This is a genomic window from Moheibacter sediminis, from assembly GCF_900176425.1.
Lineage (GTDB): Bacteria > Bacteroidota > Bacteroidia > Flavobacteriales > Weeksellaceae > Moheibacter > Moheibacter sediminis.
Genome location: NZ_FWXS01000001.1, coordinates 350,903 through 367,136 on the forward strand (window position 1 = coordinate 350,903; position 16,234 = coordinate 367,136).

A 16,234-nucleotide genomic window follows, 5' to 3' on the forward strand; every position below is an offset into this window, starting at 1 on the left:
AAATTAAATTTACAAAAATGAAAACTGTTAGATTATTTTTAGGCGCATTCATGATTTTGACGAGTTCAATCATGGTAGATGCACAAGTGAGATCGAATGGAAATTCGACTCGTGGCGGGTCTGAAAAAGCGACCAGAACCAATCAGTCTGTGCGGTCAAACGAATCCAACCAGGTTCGTCAGTCCAACAGAGGAAATGCAACGGTGCGATCTAATCAGAATTCCGGAACCAAAGAACAAACGGTTAGATCCAATCACCCCACAGTCCGCAATGAACAACCAGTTCGTTCTTCAAATCAGCAAGTTGTGAAAAATGAAACCGTTCGTTCCAATGGGAATTCAAATGTAAAGCCAGTGAGAACTGCTCAAAATGCAAATGAAAACCAAACCATTAGAAATAATAGTACACGCAATAATGATGAGAAAGTAAGAACGGTACGCGTAGAGAATCAGCCTGCAGTAAGGAATTTCGACAAGAAATCAGTTCGATACGAGAGAAATGAATCTGACCGAATCATTTACAACAGCAATCCGCGTGCGAATTATAGAAAGGTAACTTACAATTCCAATCATTATTATATGGACAACGGTTATTATTACCAGTTCTACAACAATAGATACCGCAGAATTTCTGCGCCGATTGGATTCTTTATCAATGTTTTGCCAGTAGGTTACACGAACATTTACATTGCGGGAAATCAATATTACTATTACAATGGAACGTACTACAATTGGAACAACGACAATTATTATGTAGTTCAGCCGCCGGTAGGTTCAATCATTTATACACTGCCGATGGACTATGAAAAAGTGTACATCAACGGCGAGCGATATTATGAATATTTCGGAGTGCTTTATCAAAAAATTCACTTCCAGGGAAAGAGAGCTTACCAAGTGGTGGGATACCTAAATTAAACAAAATACATTATCAAACACCAAACCCGGCATTTTGTCGGGTTTTTTTATTTGGATTAATCTTTATCTTTCTTAAAAATGCTTCCGATTCCTTTTCCGATTTGTTCGATGGCTTCAATTCCTTTGCTCAAAGGTGCCGAAGTGAAATTCTCATAATCATCAATGGAAATACCACTTATATGCTCTTGCGGATAAATCACAATCAAATCATTTTGGTCTAAATAACGCTCAAATTTAGCAGGAATTTTTTCTAATGAAGGCGAATATGAAATAGAACCACGTCGAGAAGAGTTGAAAACAATCAAATCATTTGGATCAATGTCTTTTGTGATAACCAAAAAATCTTCCCAATAAGTAAATGGTTTGAAGGTGATTTTACTATTGAGTTTTAGGCTTTTCATAATGATTTGGATGGCATCATGCGTTTTTTCCTCCGCATACAAAATGACAGGAATGCTGAATTCCTGAGAAATCCTAAACACTTTTTGGAGGATCAACGGAAATCCGCTCTCTTTTTCAGAAAATGGCGGACAGATAAAAACGAGTCTTTTTTTATCAATTAAAGGTTTTATAAAACGGCAAATCAATAAATTTCTGTCCACATTATTGATTATAGAATCTGTTTTTTCACCAAATATTTTATCAAAAAATCCAGCTTTCTGAGGCCAGCCAATGATCACAAAATCTGCCATGATTTCTTTTGACGTTCTGACAATTCCGCTTGCAGGATTGTGGTCAATAGTTGCAATTGTATTTACTTTCGTTTCAGATGCAGAACCTTGTAAGATGAATTTCTCAAGCTCTTTTCTGTATTTCATGATGTTGACTTCCGCTTCATCATTGTTGGGGACGACGGAAAGCAATGTAATCGGGTTGACGGAATTTTTATCTTTTATAAGCAATGCAAAATCAAGTAAATTTTCTACCAAATTTAAATTTGCAACAGGAATCAAAATCTGTTCGGTCTGGTAAGAATGATTTTTTAAATCATCTACGGAAGGCGTTTCTTCTTCGCTCAGTGCAATTTTTTTCGAAGCTTTTTCTGCGGCAAATGAAGCAACTACACAAGTAATCAAAATCAAAATAATCGTTCCGTTCAATATATTTTCATCTAAAATATTGGCTTTGTATCCTACTAAAATTACCGCGAGTGTTGCCGCAGCATGTGCTCCGCTCAATCCAAATATCAATTGGCGCTGGGCTTGTGTAAATTTAAAAACTAATTGTGTGAAAAGTGCTGCCACCCACTTACTGAAAATGGCTACTGTGCTTAATGTCAGCGCAATGATGATTGCCATAGGTCCGCTTAGAATTACACTTACATCTACCAGCATTCCAACAGAAATCAAGAAGAAAGGAATGAATAGTGCATTTCCGATGAACTCAATTCTGTTCATCAAAGCAGAAGAATGAGGAATCAAAGGATTCAAAGCCAAACCGGCAACAAAAGCTCCGATGATGGGTTCAACGCCGGCTACTTCAGCTAAAAAAGCAGCGAAGAAAACCACTGCCAATACAAAAATATAATGCGCATGTTTCTCACTTTCAAGCTTTCTGAAAAACCACTTTGCAATCTTTGGAATTACAAAAAACATGATTGCTGAAAAAATTGCCAACGATACAATTAATTTAATCCAAAAAGTCTGGTCTAAACTTCCTTCATTTTTTCCAATAAGAACCGCCAGTATGATTAAAACTGCGGTATCCGTCAAAATCGTTCCACCCACAGTCACTGCAACGGCTTGGTTTTTAGCTATTCCGAGTTTGCTGACAATCGGGTAGGCGACAAGCGTGTGCGTCGCAAACATGCTCGCAGTGAGGAAACTTGCATTGAAATCGTAATCTAATAAATAATAACAAACCGGAAATCCCATCGTGATGGGAATGGCAAATGTGAAAAATCCAAACAGTAAGCTTTTGTTTTTGTGTGCTTTGAATTCATTCAAATCCAATTCCAGTCCGGCAATGAACATGATGTATAAAAGTCCGATGGTTGAAAATAAATCTACTGCCGAATTTTTTTCTAAAATATTAAAACCAAAAGGTCCGATTATCACACCTGAAATAATTAATCCGATAATTCCCGGAATGTTTAATCTTTTGAGTAAAATGGGAGCCAATAATATGATGAGTAGTACCAGTGAAAAAATCAGTACAGGATTGTGCAACGGCAGCTCAAATTCGTGCGCGAGTTGGTTGAAAAAATTTGTCATATTCCTTAATTCATTTGACCGCAATTAGTTATGCGATTAAGTAATAAGACCAAAACTTAAATTCAGAATTTTTTAATGTGTAAAAGTTTAGTCATTTAAACAAATTTACAAAAATTGGTTTTACCGAAGATGAATTCGTGCGTTAAATAGACAAATGTAGAAATTGTCAACTGATGGTTGTGATGTTTTTTTTACTGCTGAATTTTATACTCAAAAGCAAATAAGTAATAGCTCCGAAAACCAATGCACCACAAATACTTAAAATGAAACTTCCTACTAAATATTCAGAAAGATGCTGCGCCAAAAATGTTGTGTAAGAATCAAATTTATCCAATTCAAATGAGCCCGGATTAGGTTTTCCCAAAATGGCACTTCCTATCTGAAGCGAACCAAAAACAATAAAAGGAATGAATGGCGGAATGCTCACGTTAGAAAAAGCAAATGCAATCAATTTGTTGAGCTTCAGCGCAAAAGCCAAAGATAAAACGGTAATGGTATGAAATCCCCACAAAGGCGAAAGTCCGATGAAAACACCCAACATGACCGAAAGTGTCTTTTTTAATTTGGAGTCTTCACTATGCAATAAATCCTCTAAAAAGAATCGTTTAAATCCTTTTTTTTTAAATTTAAATATATAATCGCGCGGTTTGATGTAAAGTAAAGCAATGATTACAAGCCAGGTATTGAGTAAGCTGATGCGTGTAAAGTCTTTGAACGGGCGGAAATGGGAAACGCGTTCCGACTCGTCATACAAAACATGAATCGGGACATTTTTTACGGGAATTCTTTTCCATGCAGATTTTACGATTACTTCTATTTCAAATTCAAATTTGCGTGTAAAGAATTTTATTTTTTTCATCCTTTTAATCGGATACAAACGAAATCCTGATTGCGTATCATTCAATCGGATTCCTGTTTCAAAACAAAACCAGAAATTCGAAAATCGATTGCCAAAACTGCTTTTTTTTGGAATCCCTTCCTGTTCCATATTTCGGTCGCCGATGAGCAAAGATTCTCCATTTTCAGTAATTTCGTCAACGAACACAACAATATCTTCGGGAAAGTGCTGTCCGTCGGAATCGATTGTAATTGCATAATCAAAATTCTGCTTCAAGGCTTCTTTGAAACCTTTTCTCAAAGCAAAACCTTTACCTTTATTTCTAGGGAAATGAATTTGCTGAATTTGTGTAAATTCATTTAGAATCAAAGGTGTAGAATCGGTTGAGCCGTCATTTACGACAATTATATCGGAAGTAAATTCCAGAATTTTGAGTAAAACTCTTTTGAGTGTTTTTTCGTTGTTGTAAGTAGGAATTATGACGCAAGCGTTGATAGCAGAGAGTATGTTGCGCATAAAAAGAGTTTATTTTTTCTTTGAAAATTCGGTAAAATATCCATTGATCATTTCTACCAATTCTTTGTCTTTGATGTTAGGCAAAGCATCTTTGACGAATTTCTTATCTTCCTCAATATTGTCATTGTATCCCAAAAATTTTGGAAGATTTTCCTGAACGCTCAATCGCAAAAGTCTGATTTCGACATTATCAGAATCGGCTTTAACAGCTTTTTCTATCCATTCGATGGCTTCTTTGATTTTTGGTTTTCTTTTGGTAAGCGGCGCATAACGAGCGAGAAGCATTTTTCCTGCGCCTTTGTACGCGACCATCACGGCTTTATCTGATTGTGATACATCATCTACCAAATTGTAAAAAGTTTTCGCTTTTTCCTCTGATTTTGTAGCATCCCTGTAGGCTTTTCTTATGGCAGTAGATTGAGCAAATAAAGAAATACTTCCCAATAAGACAACGAATAAAATGGCATTCTTCATAATTAGACTTTTTGAAATATCCCGCTGAATTTGAGTGCCGGATTGTTTTCAATCGAAACAGTACTTTTTACAGAAAATTCATTGTCATTTACTGGTTCCAATTGCAATTCAAACTCCACATCTTCATTCAGTTCCGGGTTGATGATAGCCATAAACTTCACATTTCGTGCCGTTTTCAATATAAGACTTTCACCTGCCCATTTCTCAGAAAGTTCTTTGATGATTTGCATTGTGCAAACGCCCGGGGTAACGGGATGATTGGGAAAATGCCCTTTGAATATCGGATGGAACTTGTCAATCTTTACCAAAGCAAGCAATTTGTCGCTTTCAGTTTCATATAAATTTATGATTTTATAAAAGTTATTGAGAAGTTCCATCCTTATTATTATTTTTATTTGTTCATGTGGAATTTGTAAGCGATTCCAAATTGGAAAACCTGATTTAGTCTTGATTTAGTATCATTGTCCCAATTGATAAAATCCATCACATCCTGTAATCCTTGTTTATACCTTGCTTCGAAAGTTAATCCGAAAGGTAAATCATATCCTAAACCGCCTACAATTGTAAAATCAAAAGGCTGTGGATCTGAGCCGCCAATCCAATTTCCGTCTTCGTCATAATAGTCATCACCGTTCCAATCAGAGAAAGTATCATTTACTTTGAAATTGAATTCCGGACCTGCCAAAATATGAAACCCATCAACGATATATAATTTATTTATAACCCCCAGTGTAAAATAGTTTAATGTCAATTCTTCATTTGTGTTGTAAATGTCATTTGTCCCTTGCATCGAAAATCCTATCTCGGGCTGTAAAGCATATCTTTCACTAAATTTAATTGCAAATGCCGCTCCGCCGTAAGCACCAATCAAAGATTTTCCGTCGATGTTGCTTACGTTTGCAAGGTTGACACCGGCTTTGGGTCCTAACCAAAGTTCAACCTGTGCGTTTGAGATTCCGAATAGGAATAGTAAAGAGAAAGCAGTAAATAATTTTTTCATAAATGAGTTGTTATTTTTAATTTGATTCCAGCAAATGTAAGTAAATTTTAATTTTCACTTTACCGTGTGAAATTTCCACATCAGGAAATTCTGTTTGTATGTAATGGTACTGTAAACTAATCTTTTCCTTTTTTCCTGAGGTCATTACAGTTTTTTCAAGTACATCATTTTTAGTGAAATAATACACTGGTTTGTCATTAATTTCGCTTTCTAGAATTGAATAATCATCTGATTCAAAGGCTTTTGTTATTTTATTGTTTTCATTGAACAACAAATTGAAATCTTTACTAAGCATATTCAAAATGATCTTTCGATTTAATTTTTCTATCACATGATGGACTTTTATTTGTTGGTTTTCCAATTCAAAATCAAGCATTTTACCACCAAATTCATTCAAAAATGCAAAACGATAGTGATTGGGATTGATTTTTTTGGAAACCACAATTCCGCTGAAATTATTTCCATAGGCATCGATGGACATCCTAAATGATTTTTCCTTGGATGAATTTACTAAAAATTCAGGTGTAAAACTTTCCAATTTCTTTTCAGAAACCTGAAAATTGTCCGAATAAGAAGCACATGAATTTAGAAAAACCAGTAATAGGCTATTTAAAACTAAATTTTTCATCGGCGATGGTTGCGTTTTTTTTCTGATTGGAAAATTCAACCAAAGTGTAGTCCAAAGAAGGTTCCGTGCTTTTCATTTTTTTGAGAAAAAATGTTTTGCTGTCAAAAGTCAAATCGATTTGTTTGATGTATTTTTTATAGTTTTTATCAGTTGGAATCATGGTTGCAAGAAAATCTGAACCACTTTTGTAATAAGAGATTGAGAATTTTGTTTCATCAAAAATTCCGCTTCCATTTACTGTTGAAAGCATAATTTTATTGATGTCTTTGAGCAATTTACTCGAAGAAAGTTCTGTTTCTTTTTTCTTTCCATTGTCATTTACAAACATTTTTTCATTGCTGAAAATCACATAATAACTAAAAGGAGAAGTGTATTCCCAGCGGATTTTATTGCTTGATTTGTAATATAACTTTCCTGAAGATTTTACATCATTTTCCATGAAATCCAAATGTTTGGTTTGTTTGAAATCACACTGAAGCGATTTCATTTCTTTGGAATTGGAAGTAATATTCTGTTTAAAAGTTTTGATTTCAGCTGAATTCAACTTCGTTTGTGCCAAAAGCATTCCTCCAAGAAATAAAAATAATATGCAGAGTTTAAACGGATTCATAATTTATTAATTCATCAACAGTTACAAAGGTAAAATTTCTCTCTTGAAGTTCAGGCAACAACTGTTCCAATATGGTAAAGATGCCGGGCAGATGATCATGAAGAAGGATGATGCTTCCGGGTTTGGTTTTGGATAGAATTCTCTTGACAATTTTATCAGGATTTTGATTGGAAATTGTGTCGAAAGAACGGATATTCCAGCCAATGACTTTGTGTTTCGTTTCATCGATTGCTTTTGCCAGATGCGGCGTAGTCACACCAAATGGCGGACGAAAGAATTGTGGTTTTTGACCTATGATATTTTGAATTTTATCATCGGTAGAATTAATTTCATCCAGCCATTTTGATTTATTGTTGAAATCAATTTTGTGGGAATGCGTGAAAGAATGATTGCCAATGATATGTTGGTTTTCGTAGATTTTTACTAAAATTTCAGGGTATTTCTCGACGTTTCTTCCGATGCAGAAAAAAGTTGCTTGGGCATTATATTTTTCCAGTAATTCTAAAACTTTTGGTGTGAATTCCGGATGTGGTCCGTCGTCAAAAGTTAAAGCGATTTTATTTACTTCAGGATTTCCTTTTGAAATGGATTTTAGAAAAAAATTCCATTGAATATTGGATGAAACAATTGAAACGATTAAAACCCAAATAATTCCCGGAACAAAAATGAAACCCCAATTCAAATCATACCAAAAAATCAATCCTAAAATAATTAGAATTGATGTTAATGTGATATAATTCAGCAATTTGAATTTCATCTCTCAAGTAAAATGAGTGAGTGGTTTTTTTCTCTTCGTTGGTTGTAAATAAGGATTTTGTTGTAAGCATTTTTATTTTTTCCGTTTAGATTGAGTATTCGTGGAATTTCCTGATGTTTAAATATTTTCAGCGTAACATCCACTGCAAGCGAGGTTGCCGTATCAAATTCGCCCAAAACATTTTTAAAAATTATCTGTGGAATTTCTGAAAATAATTTTTCTGAAACAGAATTGTAAATTCCATCGTATCGGCTGTCAGTATTATTTCCTAAAATAATTGCGTCTAAATCTTCTGATTTTAAATTATTTTCATTTAGAAATTTGGAAATAAATTCTTGGGGATTTTCAACTTCATAAACCGTTTTTGTATTGATGATTTTGCCCAGACAATTTGCTCTTTTCTCTCCGGAGGCTACATAAAATCCAGCGCCTTCAGCAATAATTTCTCCCGGATTTTTATCTTTTAAATTTGTAGGAATTTGAACATTTTCCGTTTTGGTGTAATTAACTTTGCTCCAAAATTTCATAGTTTGTTCGCTTACTTCATCTAGTCCTCCAATCACTACATTTTCTTTTGGAGATTCATTTAAATATAAGAATCCATCGATAAGTGCAGATTCAAAAGAACTGGAATTATTAGTGTAAGTCATGTTATAGCCTTTGCAATTCAGTGCAAGCGCTATGGTTGCGGCGGCCATATTGTGCGTGGATTGGATAAATGGAGTAGGGTTGAGCATTCCACCATCATTTTCCCAAAGTGCTTCGACAAATTTTTCGGAATCGCGAAGACAACCTTCTCCGGTTCCCGTAATCACCGCATGTATTTCAGGATTTCCGGCTTGTTGAATGGCTTTTTGCGAAGCATAAACTGCCATGCGCATGCTTTTTCCCATACGTCGCAATTGTAATGCGGGAATGAATTCTTTGTAATCCGGGTCGATGGCTTTGATTCCGTTTTCATGGTAAGATGAAATTTCATCATAGAAAAAATTTTCTTGAAATGTAGGTTGAATGGAAATCGTGCCCGAACCGTAAATGTAAATTTCTTTCATCATTACAAAGTAATTATAATAAAATCAATTTGAAAGAATTATTCTATTTCAACTTCGTATTTATTTATAATTATATTTCCTTTTGAATTCAAAACTTCAGTTCCGAACTCTATCGAAGAAATGTATAAATCAGATGAAATGTAGTTTTTTTGAATGAGGAAATCGAGTAATTCTTTCAAATTAATTTTCCCTGTTGTCCGTTTGTCCGTTCGGATGAACGCTATGTAAATCCATTTGGAATTGATTTCCGGTTTTTTCATGATGCCGTACAACATATCATAAGTTCCGAAAGATGTTCTTATTGTTTCTTTCTTTTTTCCATGCGATTTGAATTTATTGTAGTCTTCCCAAACCATGAGTTCAACGGCAATATTTTCTTTTGCGACAGTGCTTTCCGAATGTAGCCAAATATCAAATGCGAGGTTATACTTTTTGTCTGTGGCCGTGATTTTAGTATCGAATTCTGCTTTTAGAGTTTTTAATTCATCCAGCTTTTTGAAATAATTTGGCTGTTTGATTTCACTTTTTAATCCCCAAGCTGAAGTTCCCAACCAAAGTTCCGGATAACCCAATACGCCGTAAGATTTCGAAGGTGCATCCCATTCCCAACCGAAAATTCCATCTTTATGGTAAATACATTGGGTGTAATTTCCTGATTTGATTTTGTACACGCCCCACTTGTTATTGATTAAACTGAAATTTTCAAATTGTTTTGTTGCGCCTGAACAATCTTTGTAATCTGCTTGATTTTTTAATTTTGTAAATTCAGGATTTTCTACTGAAATAATATGCGTGGTGGAGCAGGAAATTAAGAATGTGAAATTAAAAATGTGGAATAGATATTTCAAAATTTAATATTTAGAAAAAATCAAACTGCTGCAATTCCCTCCAAACCCAAGTGAATTGGAAAGAACGTTTTTGATTTCTTTATGTTTAGTTTCAGTTTGAGGAATGATTCCTAAATCTTCAATTTTATTTTGGAAATTTAAATTAGGAAATACAGTTTGATTTTTTAAAGCGAACAAAGAAAACACAGCTTCAACCGCTCCCGCTGCAGCCAGCGTATGTCCCGTAAATGCTTTTGTGGAACTGAAATCGGGTAATTCTCCAAATATCCTTTGTAAAGATTTTCCTTCGGACAAATCATTATTAGGCGTCGCCGTTCCATGTGCGTTGATGTAGTCAATTTCAGAGGGATTTAATCCTGAAATTTTCAATGCTTTTTGAATTGCCAAATAAGCACCTTCACCATCTTCAGAAGAAGCCGTTTGGTGAAAGGCATCGTTCGCATTTCCATATCCGGAAAGAAATCCGATTGTTTTTTTATTTTTTGCTAATTCTTCCGATTCAAGCACGATGTAAGCAGCCGCTTCGCCTAAATTTAAACCTTTACGGTTTTCGTCAAAAGGGGTGCAATGTTCGTCCGAATAAATCATCAAAGACGAAAAACCATTGATGGTAAATGCCGACAAACTATCTGTCCCGCCTGCAATCACACGGTCAAGCAATCCTGCTTTGATCATCCTTGCACCAAGCATAATCGCATTGGCAGCGGAAGAACAAGCGGTGCTAATTGTCGTGATGTAATCTTTGATTCCGAGAATTTCAGCGATTTGTTCGGCATGAATACCACAATTCTGCGTAGGAATGAATTTTAAATTTTCATCAGATTCTAAAAAGTTGAAATAAAACTTTTCGGTTGCATCCATTCCGCCGACTGTTGTAGCAGAAATGAATCCGGTTCTGAATCCGTCATTTAAATTTATTCCAGCTGAATTTATGGACTCTTTTGCTGCTATCAAGCCTAACAAAGTACTTCTCGTAAAGGCTTCGTCAGGATTTAAATTTAATTCTTCATATAATTCTTGATTGGATTTATTAATTTCTCCAACGAGAACTTCTTTGTGAATCAATTTATCTTTTTGAGTGTAAAGCCGAATGCCATGTTTGCCGTTGAGAAGCGAATGTTCGTTTTCCTGAACATCTAACCCAATGGCAGACACAATGCCCATTCCGGTAATGGCAATCGGTTGTTTTTCCATTATTTGGTGCGGTTTGCTTCGATGTAATCTGCCATCGTTCGTACAGTTTCAAATATTTTGCGACCTTCTTTCGGGTCGGCTAATTTGATTCCGTAAGTTTTGTCAAGCATTACGATCAATTCCAAAGCGTCGATGGAATCCAATCCCAATCCGTCTCCAAATAATGGTGTGTTATCTTGTAAATCTTCAACTGAAATATCTTCCAAGTTCAATTGAGAGATGATTTTTTCTTTTAATTCTTGAGTTAATTCGCTCATTTTTTTAAATATAAATTGTTTAAATTTTCTTCGTTATGTTCCAAAGCACCTTCTTTACTAACCAAATACAAAAATACATCTGCATCGTTTTCATCAATTTCCGCCCAGCCTGCCAAAACCAAATCCGATTTTTTATCATTTAAGTTTTGTTCAGCATAAGGCACAAGAAATTCAGGTGTAAATTTATCAAAAATAAAAAAAACATTTTCACTCAAAAGTTTATGTCGGATACTCATCTCGCCCAAAGCGATATTGGGCAAAGTATAAACGAAAACCGCAGGGCTCGCTGTGGATTCTTCACCATAAATGGAAAGTGCATGCTTCTCGTCAGAAATCATACTGGATGAATGATTGGAAAACACCAAAGCCGTTTCCGTTTCGTAAATATTTTCTTTTTTGGAAATGAATTCTGCCGCTAAAAAAGTGGCTTTGCAAAGCAAATCCATCTTGTGGTATTTTGGATAATTGGCTTCTGATTTTTGATAAATCCTTTTCAGAAATTCATCTATGGATTCAGAATTATTTCTTTCCAAAATAACTTCATCATCGCAAATAATTTTGTTATTTGTGATCTGGCAGTAGGATTTTATGTACGTTTTTGTAATCATTTAGTTACAGCCACATTCTATTATCATTTTTTTCAATTTCAATTTTAAATTGATTAAATTTTTCATATTTATTTAAAATACTTATAATTATAGAATCAAATTTTAAAATATTTTGACCAATAGAATTAACCTTATTTATTTTAGCTAATCCAGAAATGTAAATTGAAACTTCTTCATCAGAATTTAAAATTTTTAAATTTCGTTCAGACAAATCAGGGATAATTGCCATACCGTCATTATTTGTAACCTCAATGTCAGTTTTAATAGTATCTAAATGATTATTAAAAAAAGCATTAATTAATTTCAATTTATCAGTTTCATTAATTTTAATTGTGTCTATCAATTTTGAATCATAACTCTTGACAACATAATTTTTTAAATTGAAGTTAAAATCTTTGTTTTCGTAAATGACTTCAATTTTTTCAAATTTATTAATTTGGTTTTCTTTATTCGAACAGTTTAAAAAGAAACCACAAATTAAAATCATTAATAAATATTTCATACATTCTAATTTGAAATTAAACTTTCTCAAAAACCGTTGCAATATTACTTCCACCAAATCCTGAGGCGGTTTTCAGGAAAGTTTTTAATTCTTTTTGTTCAGACTTTTTTATGATGTTGACCGACTGCGTTGTTCCTTGTTTGTCAAATCCAAATGAAGGAATCAATGTGTTGTTTTTCAAAGAATGAATGCCTAAAATCGTTTCCAACAAACCGCTTGCGCCCAAAGTATGTCCGAAATATCCTTTCAAACTATTGGTTGGAATTTCAGATAAATTGGTACGATGGAAAGCAATCGCCTCCATTTCATCGTTGTAAATAGTCGCCGTTCCATGCGCAGAAATGTAATCTACTTTTTCAAGTTTTGCTTCATTCATTGCTGACTGGATGCTTTTATATAAACCTTCGGCGGTCCTAGAAGGACCGGAAATATGGTTGGCATCGTTATAAGTTCCGCTTCCTAAAATTTTTACTGAAGAATTTTCTGCTGATTTTGTTAGGTAAACTGCAGCGACAGCTTCGCCTAAATTGATGCCGTTTCGATCTTTGTCAAATGGTTTACAAATGGAATCGCTGATCGCCTGAAATGATTCAAATCCGGATAAAATGAATTTTGAAACTTCGTCTGCACCGATGACAATTGCTCTTTCGTAGGTGTCATTTTGTAATTGTCTTCTTGCGATTTCAATTGCCAAAGAACCTGAAATGCAAGCGTTGGAAACAATTAAAATTTTATTTTTTAATTTGAAATAATGTTCAATCTGACTTGTAAGAGAAGTTAAATAAGTTCTTTGTTTATCAAATTTAGAATCTGGATTTTGTAAATGGGAAATATTTCCTTTGGTCGTGGAAAGAACAATCAAGGTTTTTTCATCGAGCGGAATTTCATTTTGCTGAATTAAATTCTGAATAGAAAGAATGATTAATTGTTCTAATCTTGTAAAATATTTAGCGTTTTTGATGTCATCCAAATTAATCAATTCACCTGAAATAATTCCTGCAAAAAATGGATTTTGAGAGAAATTATTATGATGTTGTTTAATTCCTGAAATTCCATTTTTAATTTGTTCAAAATTCAATTCAGAACCAACTCCCAAAGGAGAAATAATAAAATCTCCGGAAATAAAAACGTCGGTCATAAAAAGTTGTATTTACGTTTCCATTCTTCAAAAAATGGCGGATTTGACAAAAATAATTCTCCCTTGAGATCCGTAAAAACTTGAACGGTTTCACCGGTTGCGATGAGCGTTTCTCCAATAAATATTTTGTAAGTGAAATGTAATTTTGCGGCAATATTATTTACAAAAATCGTTTCAATGGTAGCCCAATCGCCGTGACGCAACGGCGATTTGTAATCTACGGTACATTTGACAATCGGAGCGAAAAGATTTGCATTTTGAATATCTTTGTAGGAAATTCCGAATTCCTCACCAAATGCTTCGCGTCCGTCTTCCAAATAAGTCACATAATGCCCGTGCCAGACGATTCCCAAAGGGTCAGTTTCATTGAATCGAACTCTGAATTTTGAAGTGTGAGTGAGCATTAAATCAAATTATTTCTTTTGTTAATCCATAGTGACAAAATGAAAGTTGCCACGAAAAACAAAAATAGTGAGATTAATTCGATTGAAATGTCCATTAAACTTCCATTTCGCAAAATGATATCATAAAATGCAGTAATTCCCCAATTCATCGGCGAAAAAACCGCAACTTTCTGCATGATTGCCGGCATCAGATAAACCGGAACCCAAATTCCGCCGATTGCTGAAATGATAATTGTGAAGATTGCGCCAAAAGGCGCACTTTGTTCCTGTGTTTTCATTAGAGTTCCGATTAAAATTCCTAAACCTATTGCCGCAAATGATGAAAAAATCACAATAATTGTCATAGGAAATAATTGTGCGCCAGGTTTGAATGGAATCAATCCTAAACATGGAAATAAAAATCTCGCAATCAAGAGCATTAATGCAAATTGAATCAGGCAAATAATCATATAAGTAATGATTTTTCCTGAAATAATAGTTGCATAAGAAACCGGACTTGTACGAATTCTAATGAGCGTGCCCAGATTTTTTTCTTTCACAATATTAATACCCAAAGGAACTACAATGAAGAAAATTCCAAAGAGAATCCATGCAGGAACGTTGTGCTGAACAGTGTTGGGCGTAATGCCGTCTTCACCTTTCTGCGCAATGATTTCGTCGAATTGAATGGCATTTTCGGTCATGATGTTTCCCTCGGTTTCGATGCCCATTTGTTCTTCAAAAACTGTGTAAATTCTTTTGGACTCAACTTTTGACATCATTTTTTCGATGTCATTTTTGACTGAATTCCTGAAAGTTTCGCCTGCGGCGGGATCGAAGAAAATTTTGATTTTTGAGATTTCTTTCGGTCTTTCGGTTAAAGAATTTATTTCACTTGAATCGATTTCTTCCATTGAAAATTCAGCCAGAATTTTTTCCACATTAGTATTAATTCTTGACTCCAAAGCATCAGAAAGATTTTCAGGGATGACCAACGCAATCTGGTATTTGCCGTCGCTTACCAGTTTTTGAGCGGTTGATTCATTTATTTTTTGGTTGTTCCAATTCTGAATTAATTTCAGAGAAGGTGTTTCAGAGATATTTTTTTCAATGGTTTCTCCAAATTCGCCGCCATCATTATTTACAACCACAATCGGCATGACCATATCATTTGCATCCTTGAAAGTGCTTTGTTGAATCAAAGTAATGGTAATCAATAAAATAGAAGGCATGATAAAGAGAATGCCCAAACCACCCCAATCGCGTACAAGCAAAAGAATTTCTTTCTTGATAGAAGCTAATAATTTATGCATCGTTTCGAACTTGGTTACCGGTTAATTCCAAAAATACATCTTCCAAATTTTGAGCGTCACTTACTGATTGGATCAATTCATCAGGCGTTCCTTCTTTCAAAATTTGTCCTTGATCAATGATGGTAATCCGCGTGCAGAAATCCTGGGCTTCGCTCAAATGATGTGAAGTATAAACAATCGTGGTTCCGTTGTCATTGAGTTTTTTGAGGATATTCATAATGACTTCTTTGGATTGAATGTCAACTCCAACCGTTGGTTCATCTAAAAATAAAATTTCAGGATTATGCAGGATTCCGGTCAATAAATTAATTCTACGTTTCATTCCTCCGGAAAAATCTTTGATGGCTTTATTTTTATAATCCAGAAGCCCAACCTGCTCCAAACCATTTTCAACTCTCTGTTTCAAGTCATTTCCATGTAAATTGTACAAGCTTCCAAAATAATTCAAATTTTCTCCAGCCGTCAAAGTTGGATAAAGTGCATATTCCTGAGGGACAACGCCAATTTTTTTCAAAATCTGGGTGCGTTTGTTTTTGAAATTTAATTCATTTAAAAAAACTTCGCCCGAAGTAGGCTTCAAAAGCCCGCACATCATAGAAATCAAAGTGGTTTTACCTGCTCCGTTTGGACCCAGCAAACCAAAAATTTCACCTTGACTAATGGTTATGTTTAAATCTTTTCCGGCAAAGGTTTTTTGACCATCATAAGATTTGCTCAGATTTTGCGTGCGAATGGCTTCCATCGATGCGAAAGTAGAAAGAATTTAAAAATTATTAAAACAAATTACTCACCTAAATTCCTTTTTTGTTTTCGGTTTTGGATTTAATCTTCCACTGCTTCTTTGGTTGTCAGCCAGTTTCTGCTTTCAAAGTATTGGGCGGAACGAAATTTGCACCAGAAATTCTTACACCTGAATTTCTGAATCTTCCTGCGAAATCCTTTTCAATTTTTTGGAACAATGAATTATGTGTATTTAAAATATCGGATTC

The 16,234-nt window shown here is 34.5% G+C and carries 19 protein-coding genes; 1 reads left to right on the forward strand and 18 read right to left on the reverse strand.

The window, feature by feature from the left end:
- Window positions 1-17: 17 nt before the first annotated feature.
- Entirely contained in the window at window positions 18-914 is an 897-nt protein-coding gene (locus B8977_RS01500; protein WP_084015566.1) for a DUF6515 family protein, read from the forward strand.
- A gap of 56 nt (window positions 915-970) precedes the next feature.
- On the opposite strand, the gene B8977_RS01505 is transcribed toward B8977_RS01500, so the two are convergent.
- The 18 genes from B8977_RS01505 to B8977_RS01590 form a co-directional block, all read right to left on the reverse strand.
- Window positions 971-3,127, reverse strand: a complete 2,157-nt coding sequence (locus tag B8977_RS01505; RefSeq protein WP_084015568.1) for a cation:proton antiporter — start codon at window positions 3,125-3,127, stop codon at window positions 971-973.
- Between the two features lie 166 nt (window positions 3,128-3,293).
- On the reverse strand, window positions 3,294-4,481 hold the full coding sequence (locus B8977_RS01510) for a DUF2062 domain-containing protein (protein WP_084015570.1): 1,188 nt from the start codon (window positions 4,479-4,481) through the stop codon (window positions 3,294-3,296).
- 9 nt (window positions 4,482-4,490) lie between these two features.
- Window positions 4,491-4,955 carry a hypothetical protein gene (locus tag B8977_RS01515; RefSeq protein ID WP_084015572.1) on the reverse strand — a complete coding sequence of 155 codons (465 nt, stop codon included), beginning with the start codon at window positions 4,953-4,955 and terminating at the stop codon, window positions 4,491-4,493.
- A gap of 2 nt (window positions 4,956-4,957) precedes the next feature.
- A complete protein-coding gene (locus tag B8977_RS01520) occupies window positions 4,958-5,332 on the reverse strand; it encodes an ApeI family dehydratase (RefSeq protein WP_084015574.1) in 375 nt (124 codons plus the stop codon).
- A gap of 14 nt (window positions 5,333-5,346) precedes the next feature.
- Window positions 5,347-5,955, reverse strand: coding sequence for a porin family protein (locus tag B8977_RS01525; protein ID WP_084015576.1), 609 nt, complete (start codon window positions 5,953-5,955; stop codon window positions 5,347-5,349).
- Between the two features lie 16 nt (window positions 5,956-5,971).
- Window positions 5,972-6,583, reverse strand: a complete 612-nt coding sequence (locus B8977_RS01530; RefSeq protein ID WP_084015578.1) for a flexirubin biosynthesis protein LolB2 — start codon at window positions 6,581-6,583, stop codon at window positions 5,972-5,974.
- On the reverse strand, window positions 6,561-7,193 hold the full coding sequence (locus B8977_RS01535; RefSeq protein ID WP_084015580.1) for a flexirubin biosynthesis/transport protein LolA2: 633 nt from the start codon (window positions 7,191-7,193) through the stop codon (window positions 6,561-6,563). The genes B8977_RS01530 and B8977_RS01535 overlap by 23 nt, the downstream gene beginning before the upstream one ends.
- Window positions 7,180-7,950 (reverse strand): polysaccharide deacetylase family protein, encoded by a 771-nt coding sequence (locus B8977_RS01540; protein WP_084015582.1) that lies wholly within the window; start codon window positions 7,948-7,950, stop codon window positions 7,180-7,182. Before B8977_RS01540 ends, B8977_RS01535 begins: the two co-directional genes overlap by 14 nt.
- Window positions 7,947-9,005: a beta-ketoacyl synthase N-terminal-like domain-containing protein gene (locus B8977_RS01545; RefSeq protein ID WP_084015584.1), complete on the reverse strand. Its 1,059-nt coding sequence runs from the start codon at window positions 9,003-9,005 to the stop codon at window positions 7,947-7,949. The genes B8977_RS01540 and B8977_RS01545 overlap by 4 nt, the downstream gene beginning before the upstream one ends.
- A 35-nt stretch (window positions 9,006-9,040) precedes the next feature.
- Complete coding sequence (locus B8977_RS01550) at window positions 9,041-9,850, reverse strand: GH12 family glycosyl hydrolase domain-containing protein (RefSeq protein WP_159447437.1); 810 nt, start codon at window positions 9,848-9,850, stop codon at window positions 9,041-9,043.
- A gap of 3 nt (window positions 9,851-9,853) precedes the next feature.
- Window positions 9,854-11,044, reverse strand: coding sequence for a beta-ketoacyl-[acyl-carrier-protein] synthase family protein (locus tag B8977_RS01555; RefSeq protein WP_084015588.1), 1,191 nt, complete (start codon window positions 11,042-11,044; stop codon window positions 9,854-9,856).
- The gene (locus B8977_RS01560) at window positions 11,044-11,301 is read right to left on the reverse strand and encodes a phosphopantetheine-binding protein (protein WP_084015590.1); all 258 of its coding nucleotides are present in this window, start codon (window positions 11,299-11,301) and stop codon (window positions 11,044-11,046) included. The genes B8977_RS01555 and B8977_RS01560 overlap by 1 nt, the downstream gene beginning before the upstream one ends.
- A complete protein-coding gene (locus B8977_RS01565; RefSeq protein WP_084015592.1) occupies window positions 11,298-11,909 on the reverse strand; it encodes a hypothetical protein in 612 nt (203 codons plus the stop codon). The genes B8977_RS01560 and B8977_RS01565 overlap by 4 nt, the downstream gene beginning before the upstream one ends.
- Before the next feature lie 4 nt (window positions 11,910-11,913).
- A complete protein-coding gene (locus tag B8977_RS01570; protein WP_084015594.1) occupies window positions 11,914-12,411 on the reverse strand; it encodes a hypothetical protein in 498 nt (165 codons plus the stop codon).
- A 16-nt stretch (window positions 12,412-12,427) separates the two neighbouring features.
- Window positions 12,428-13,549: a beta-ketoacyl synthase N-terminal-like domain-containing protein gene (locus B8977_RS01575; RefSeq protein WP_084015596.1), complete on the reverse strand. Its 1,122-nt coding sequence runs from the start codon at window positions 13,547-13,549 to the stop codon at window positions 12,428-12,430.
- Window positions 13,546-13,953 carry an acyl-CoA thioesterase gene (locus B8977_RS01580; RefSeq protein WP_084015597.1) on the reverse strand — a complete coding sequence of 136 codons (408 nt, stop codon included), beginning with the start codon at window positions 13,951-13,953 and terminating at the stop codon, window positions 13,546-13,548. Before B8977_RS01580 ends, B8977_RS01575 begins: the two co-directional genes overlap by 4 nt.
- Window positions 13,953-15,245 (reverse strand): ABC transporter permease, encoded by a 1,293-nt coding sequence (locus B8977_RS01585; RefSeq protein ID WP_084015598.1) that lies wholly within the window; start codon window positions 15,243-15,245, stop codon window positions 13,953-13,955. Before B8977_RS01585 ends, B8977_RS01580 begins: the two co-directional genes overlap by 1 nt.
- A complete protein-coding gene (locus tag B8977_RS01590) occupies window positions 15,238-15,987 on the reverse strand; it encodes an ABC transporter ATP-binding protein (protein WP_084015599.1) in 750 nt (249 codons plus the stop codon). Before B8977_RS01590 ends, B8977_RS01585 begins: the two co-directional genes overlap by 8 nt.
- Window positions 15,988-16,234: the final 247 nt, after the last annotated feature.

Coding starts and splice junctions, on each gene's coding strand:
- B8977_RS01565 (WP_084015592.1), bottom strand. CDS start 11,909: ATGATTACAAAAACGTACATAAAATCCTACTGCCAGATCACAAATAAC.
- B8977_RS01540 (WP_084015582.1), bottom strand. CDS start 7,950: ATGAAATTCAAATTGCTGAATTATATCACATTAACATCAATTCTAATT.
- B8977_RS01570 (WP_084015594.1), bottom strand. CDS start 12,411: ATGAAATATTTATTAATGATTTTAATTTGTGGTTTCTTTTTAAACTGT.
- B8977_RS01510 (WP_084015570.1), bottom strand. CDS start 4,481: ATGCGCAACATACTCTCTGCTATCAACGCTTGCGTCATAATTCCTACT.
- B8977_RS01530 (WP_084015578.1), bottom strand. CDS start 6,583: ATGAAAAATTTAGTTTTAAATAGCCTATTACTGGTTTTTCTAAATTCA.
- B8977_RS01575 (WP_084015596.1), bottom strand. CDS start 13,549: ATGACCGACGTTTTTATTTCCGGAGATTTTATTATTTCTCCTTTGGGA.
- B8977_RS01515 (WP_084015572.1), bottom strand. CDS start 4,955: ATGAAGAATGCCATTTTATTCGTTGTCTTATTGGGAAGTATTTCTTTA.
- B8977_RS01520 (WP_084015574.1), bottom strand. CDS start 5,332: ATGGAACTTCTCAATAACTTTTATAAAATCATAAATTTATATGAAACT.
- B8977_RS01580 (WP_084015597.1), bottom strand. CDS start 13,953: ATGCTCACTCACACTTCAAAATTCAGAGTTCGATTCAATGAAACTGAC.
- B8977_RS01535 (WP_084015580.1), bottom strand. CDS start 7,193: ATGAATCCGTTTAAACTCTGCATATTATTTTTATTTCTTGGAGGAATG.
- B8977_RS01525 (WP_084015576.1), bottom strand. CDS start 5,955: ATGAAAAAATTATTTACTGCTTTCTCTTTACTATTCCTATTCGGAATC.
- B8977_RS01560 (WP_084015590.1), bottom strand. CDS start 11,301: ATGAGCGAATTAACTCAAGAATTAAAAGAAAAAATCATCTCTCAATTG.
- B8977_RS01505 (WP_084015568.1), bottom strand. CDS start 3,127: ATGACAAATTTTTTCAACCAACTCGCGCACGAATTTGAGCTGCCGTTG.
- B8977_RS01590 (WP_084015599.1), bottom strand. CDS start 15,987: ATGGAAGCCATTCGCACGCAAAATCTGAGCAAATCTTATGATGGTCAA.
- B8977_RS01585 (WP_084015598.1), bottom strand. CDS start 15,245: ATGCATAAATTATTAGCTTCTATCAAGAAAGAAATTCTTTTGCTTGTA.
- B8977_RS01555 (WP_084015588.1), bottom strand. CDS start 11,044: ATGGAAAAACAACCGATTGCCATTACCGGAATGGGCATTGTGTCTGCC.
- B8977_RS01545 (WP_084015584.1), bottom strand. CDS start 9,005: ATGATGAAAGAAATTTACATTTACGGTTCGGGCACGATTTCCATTCAA.
- B8977_RS01500 (WP_084015566.1), top strand. CDS start 18: ATGAAAACTGTTAGATTATTTTTAGGCGCATTCATGATTTTGACGAGT.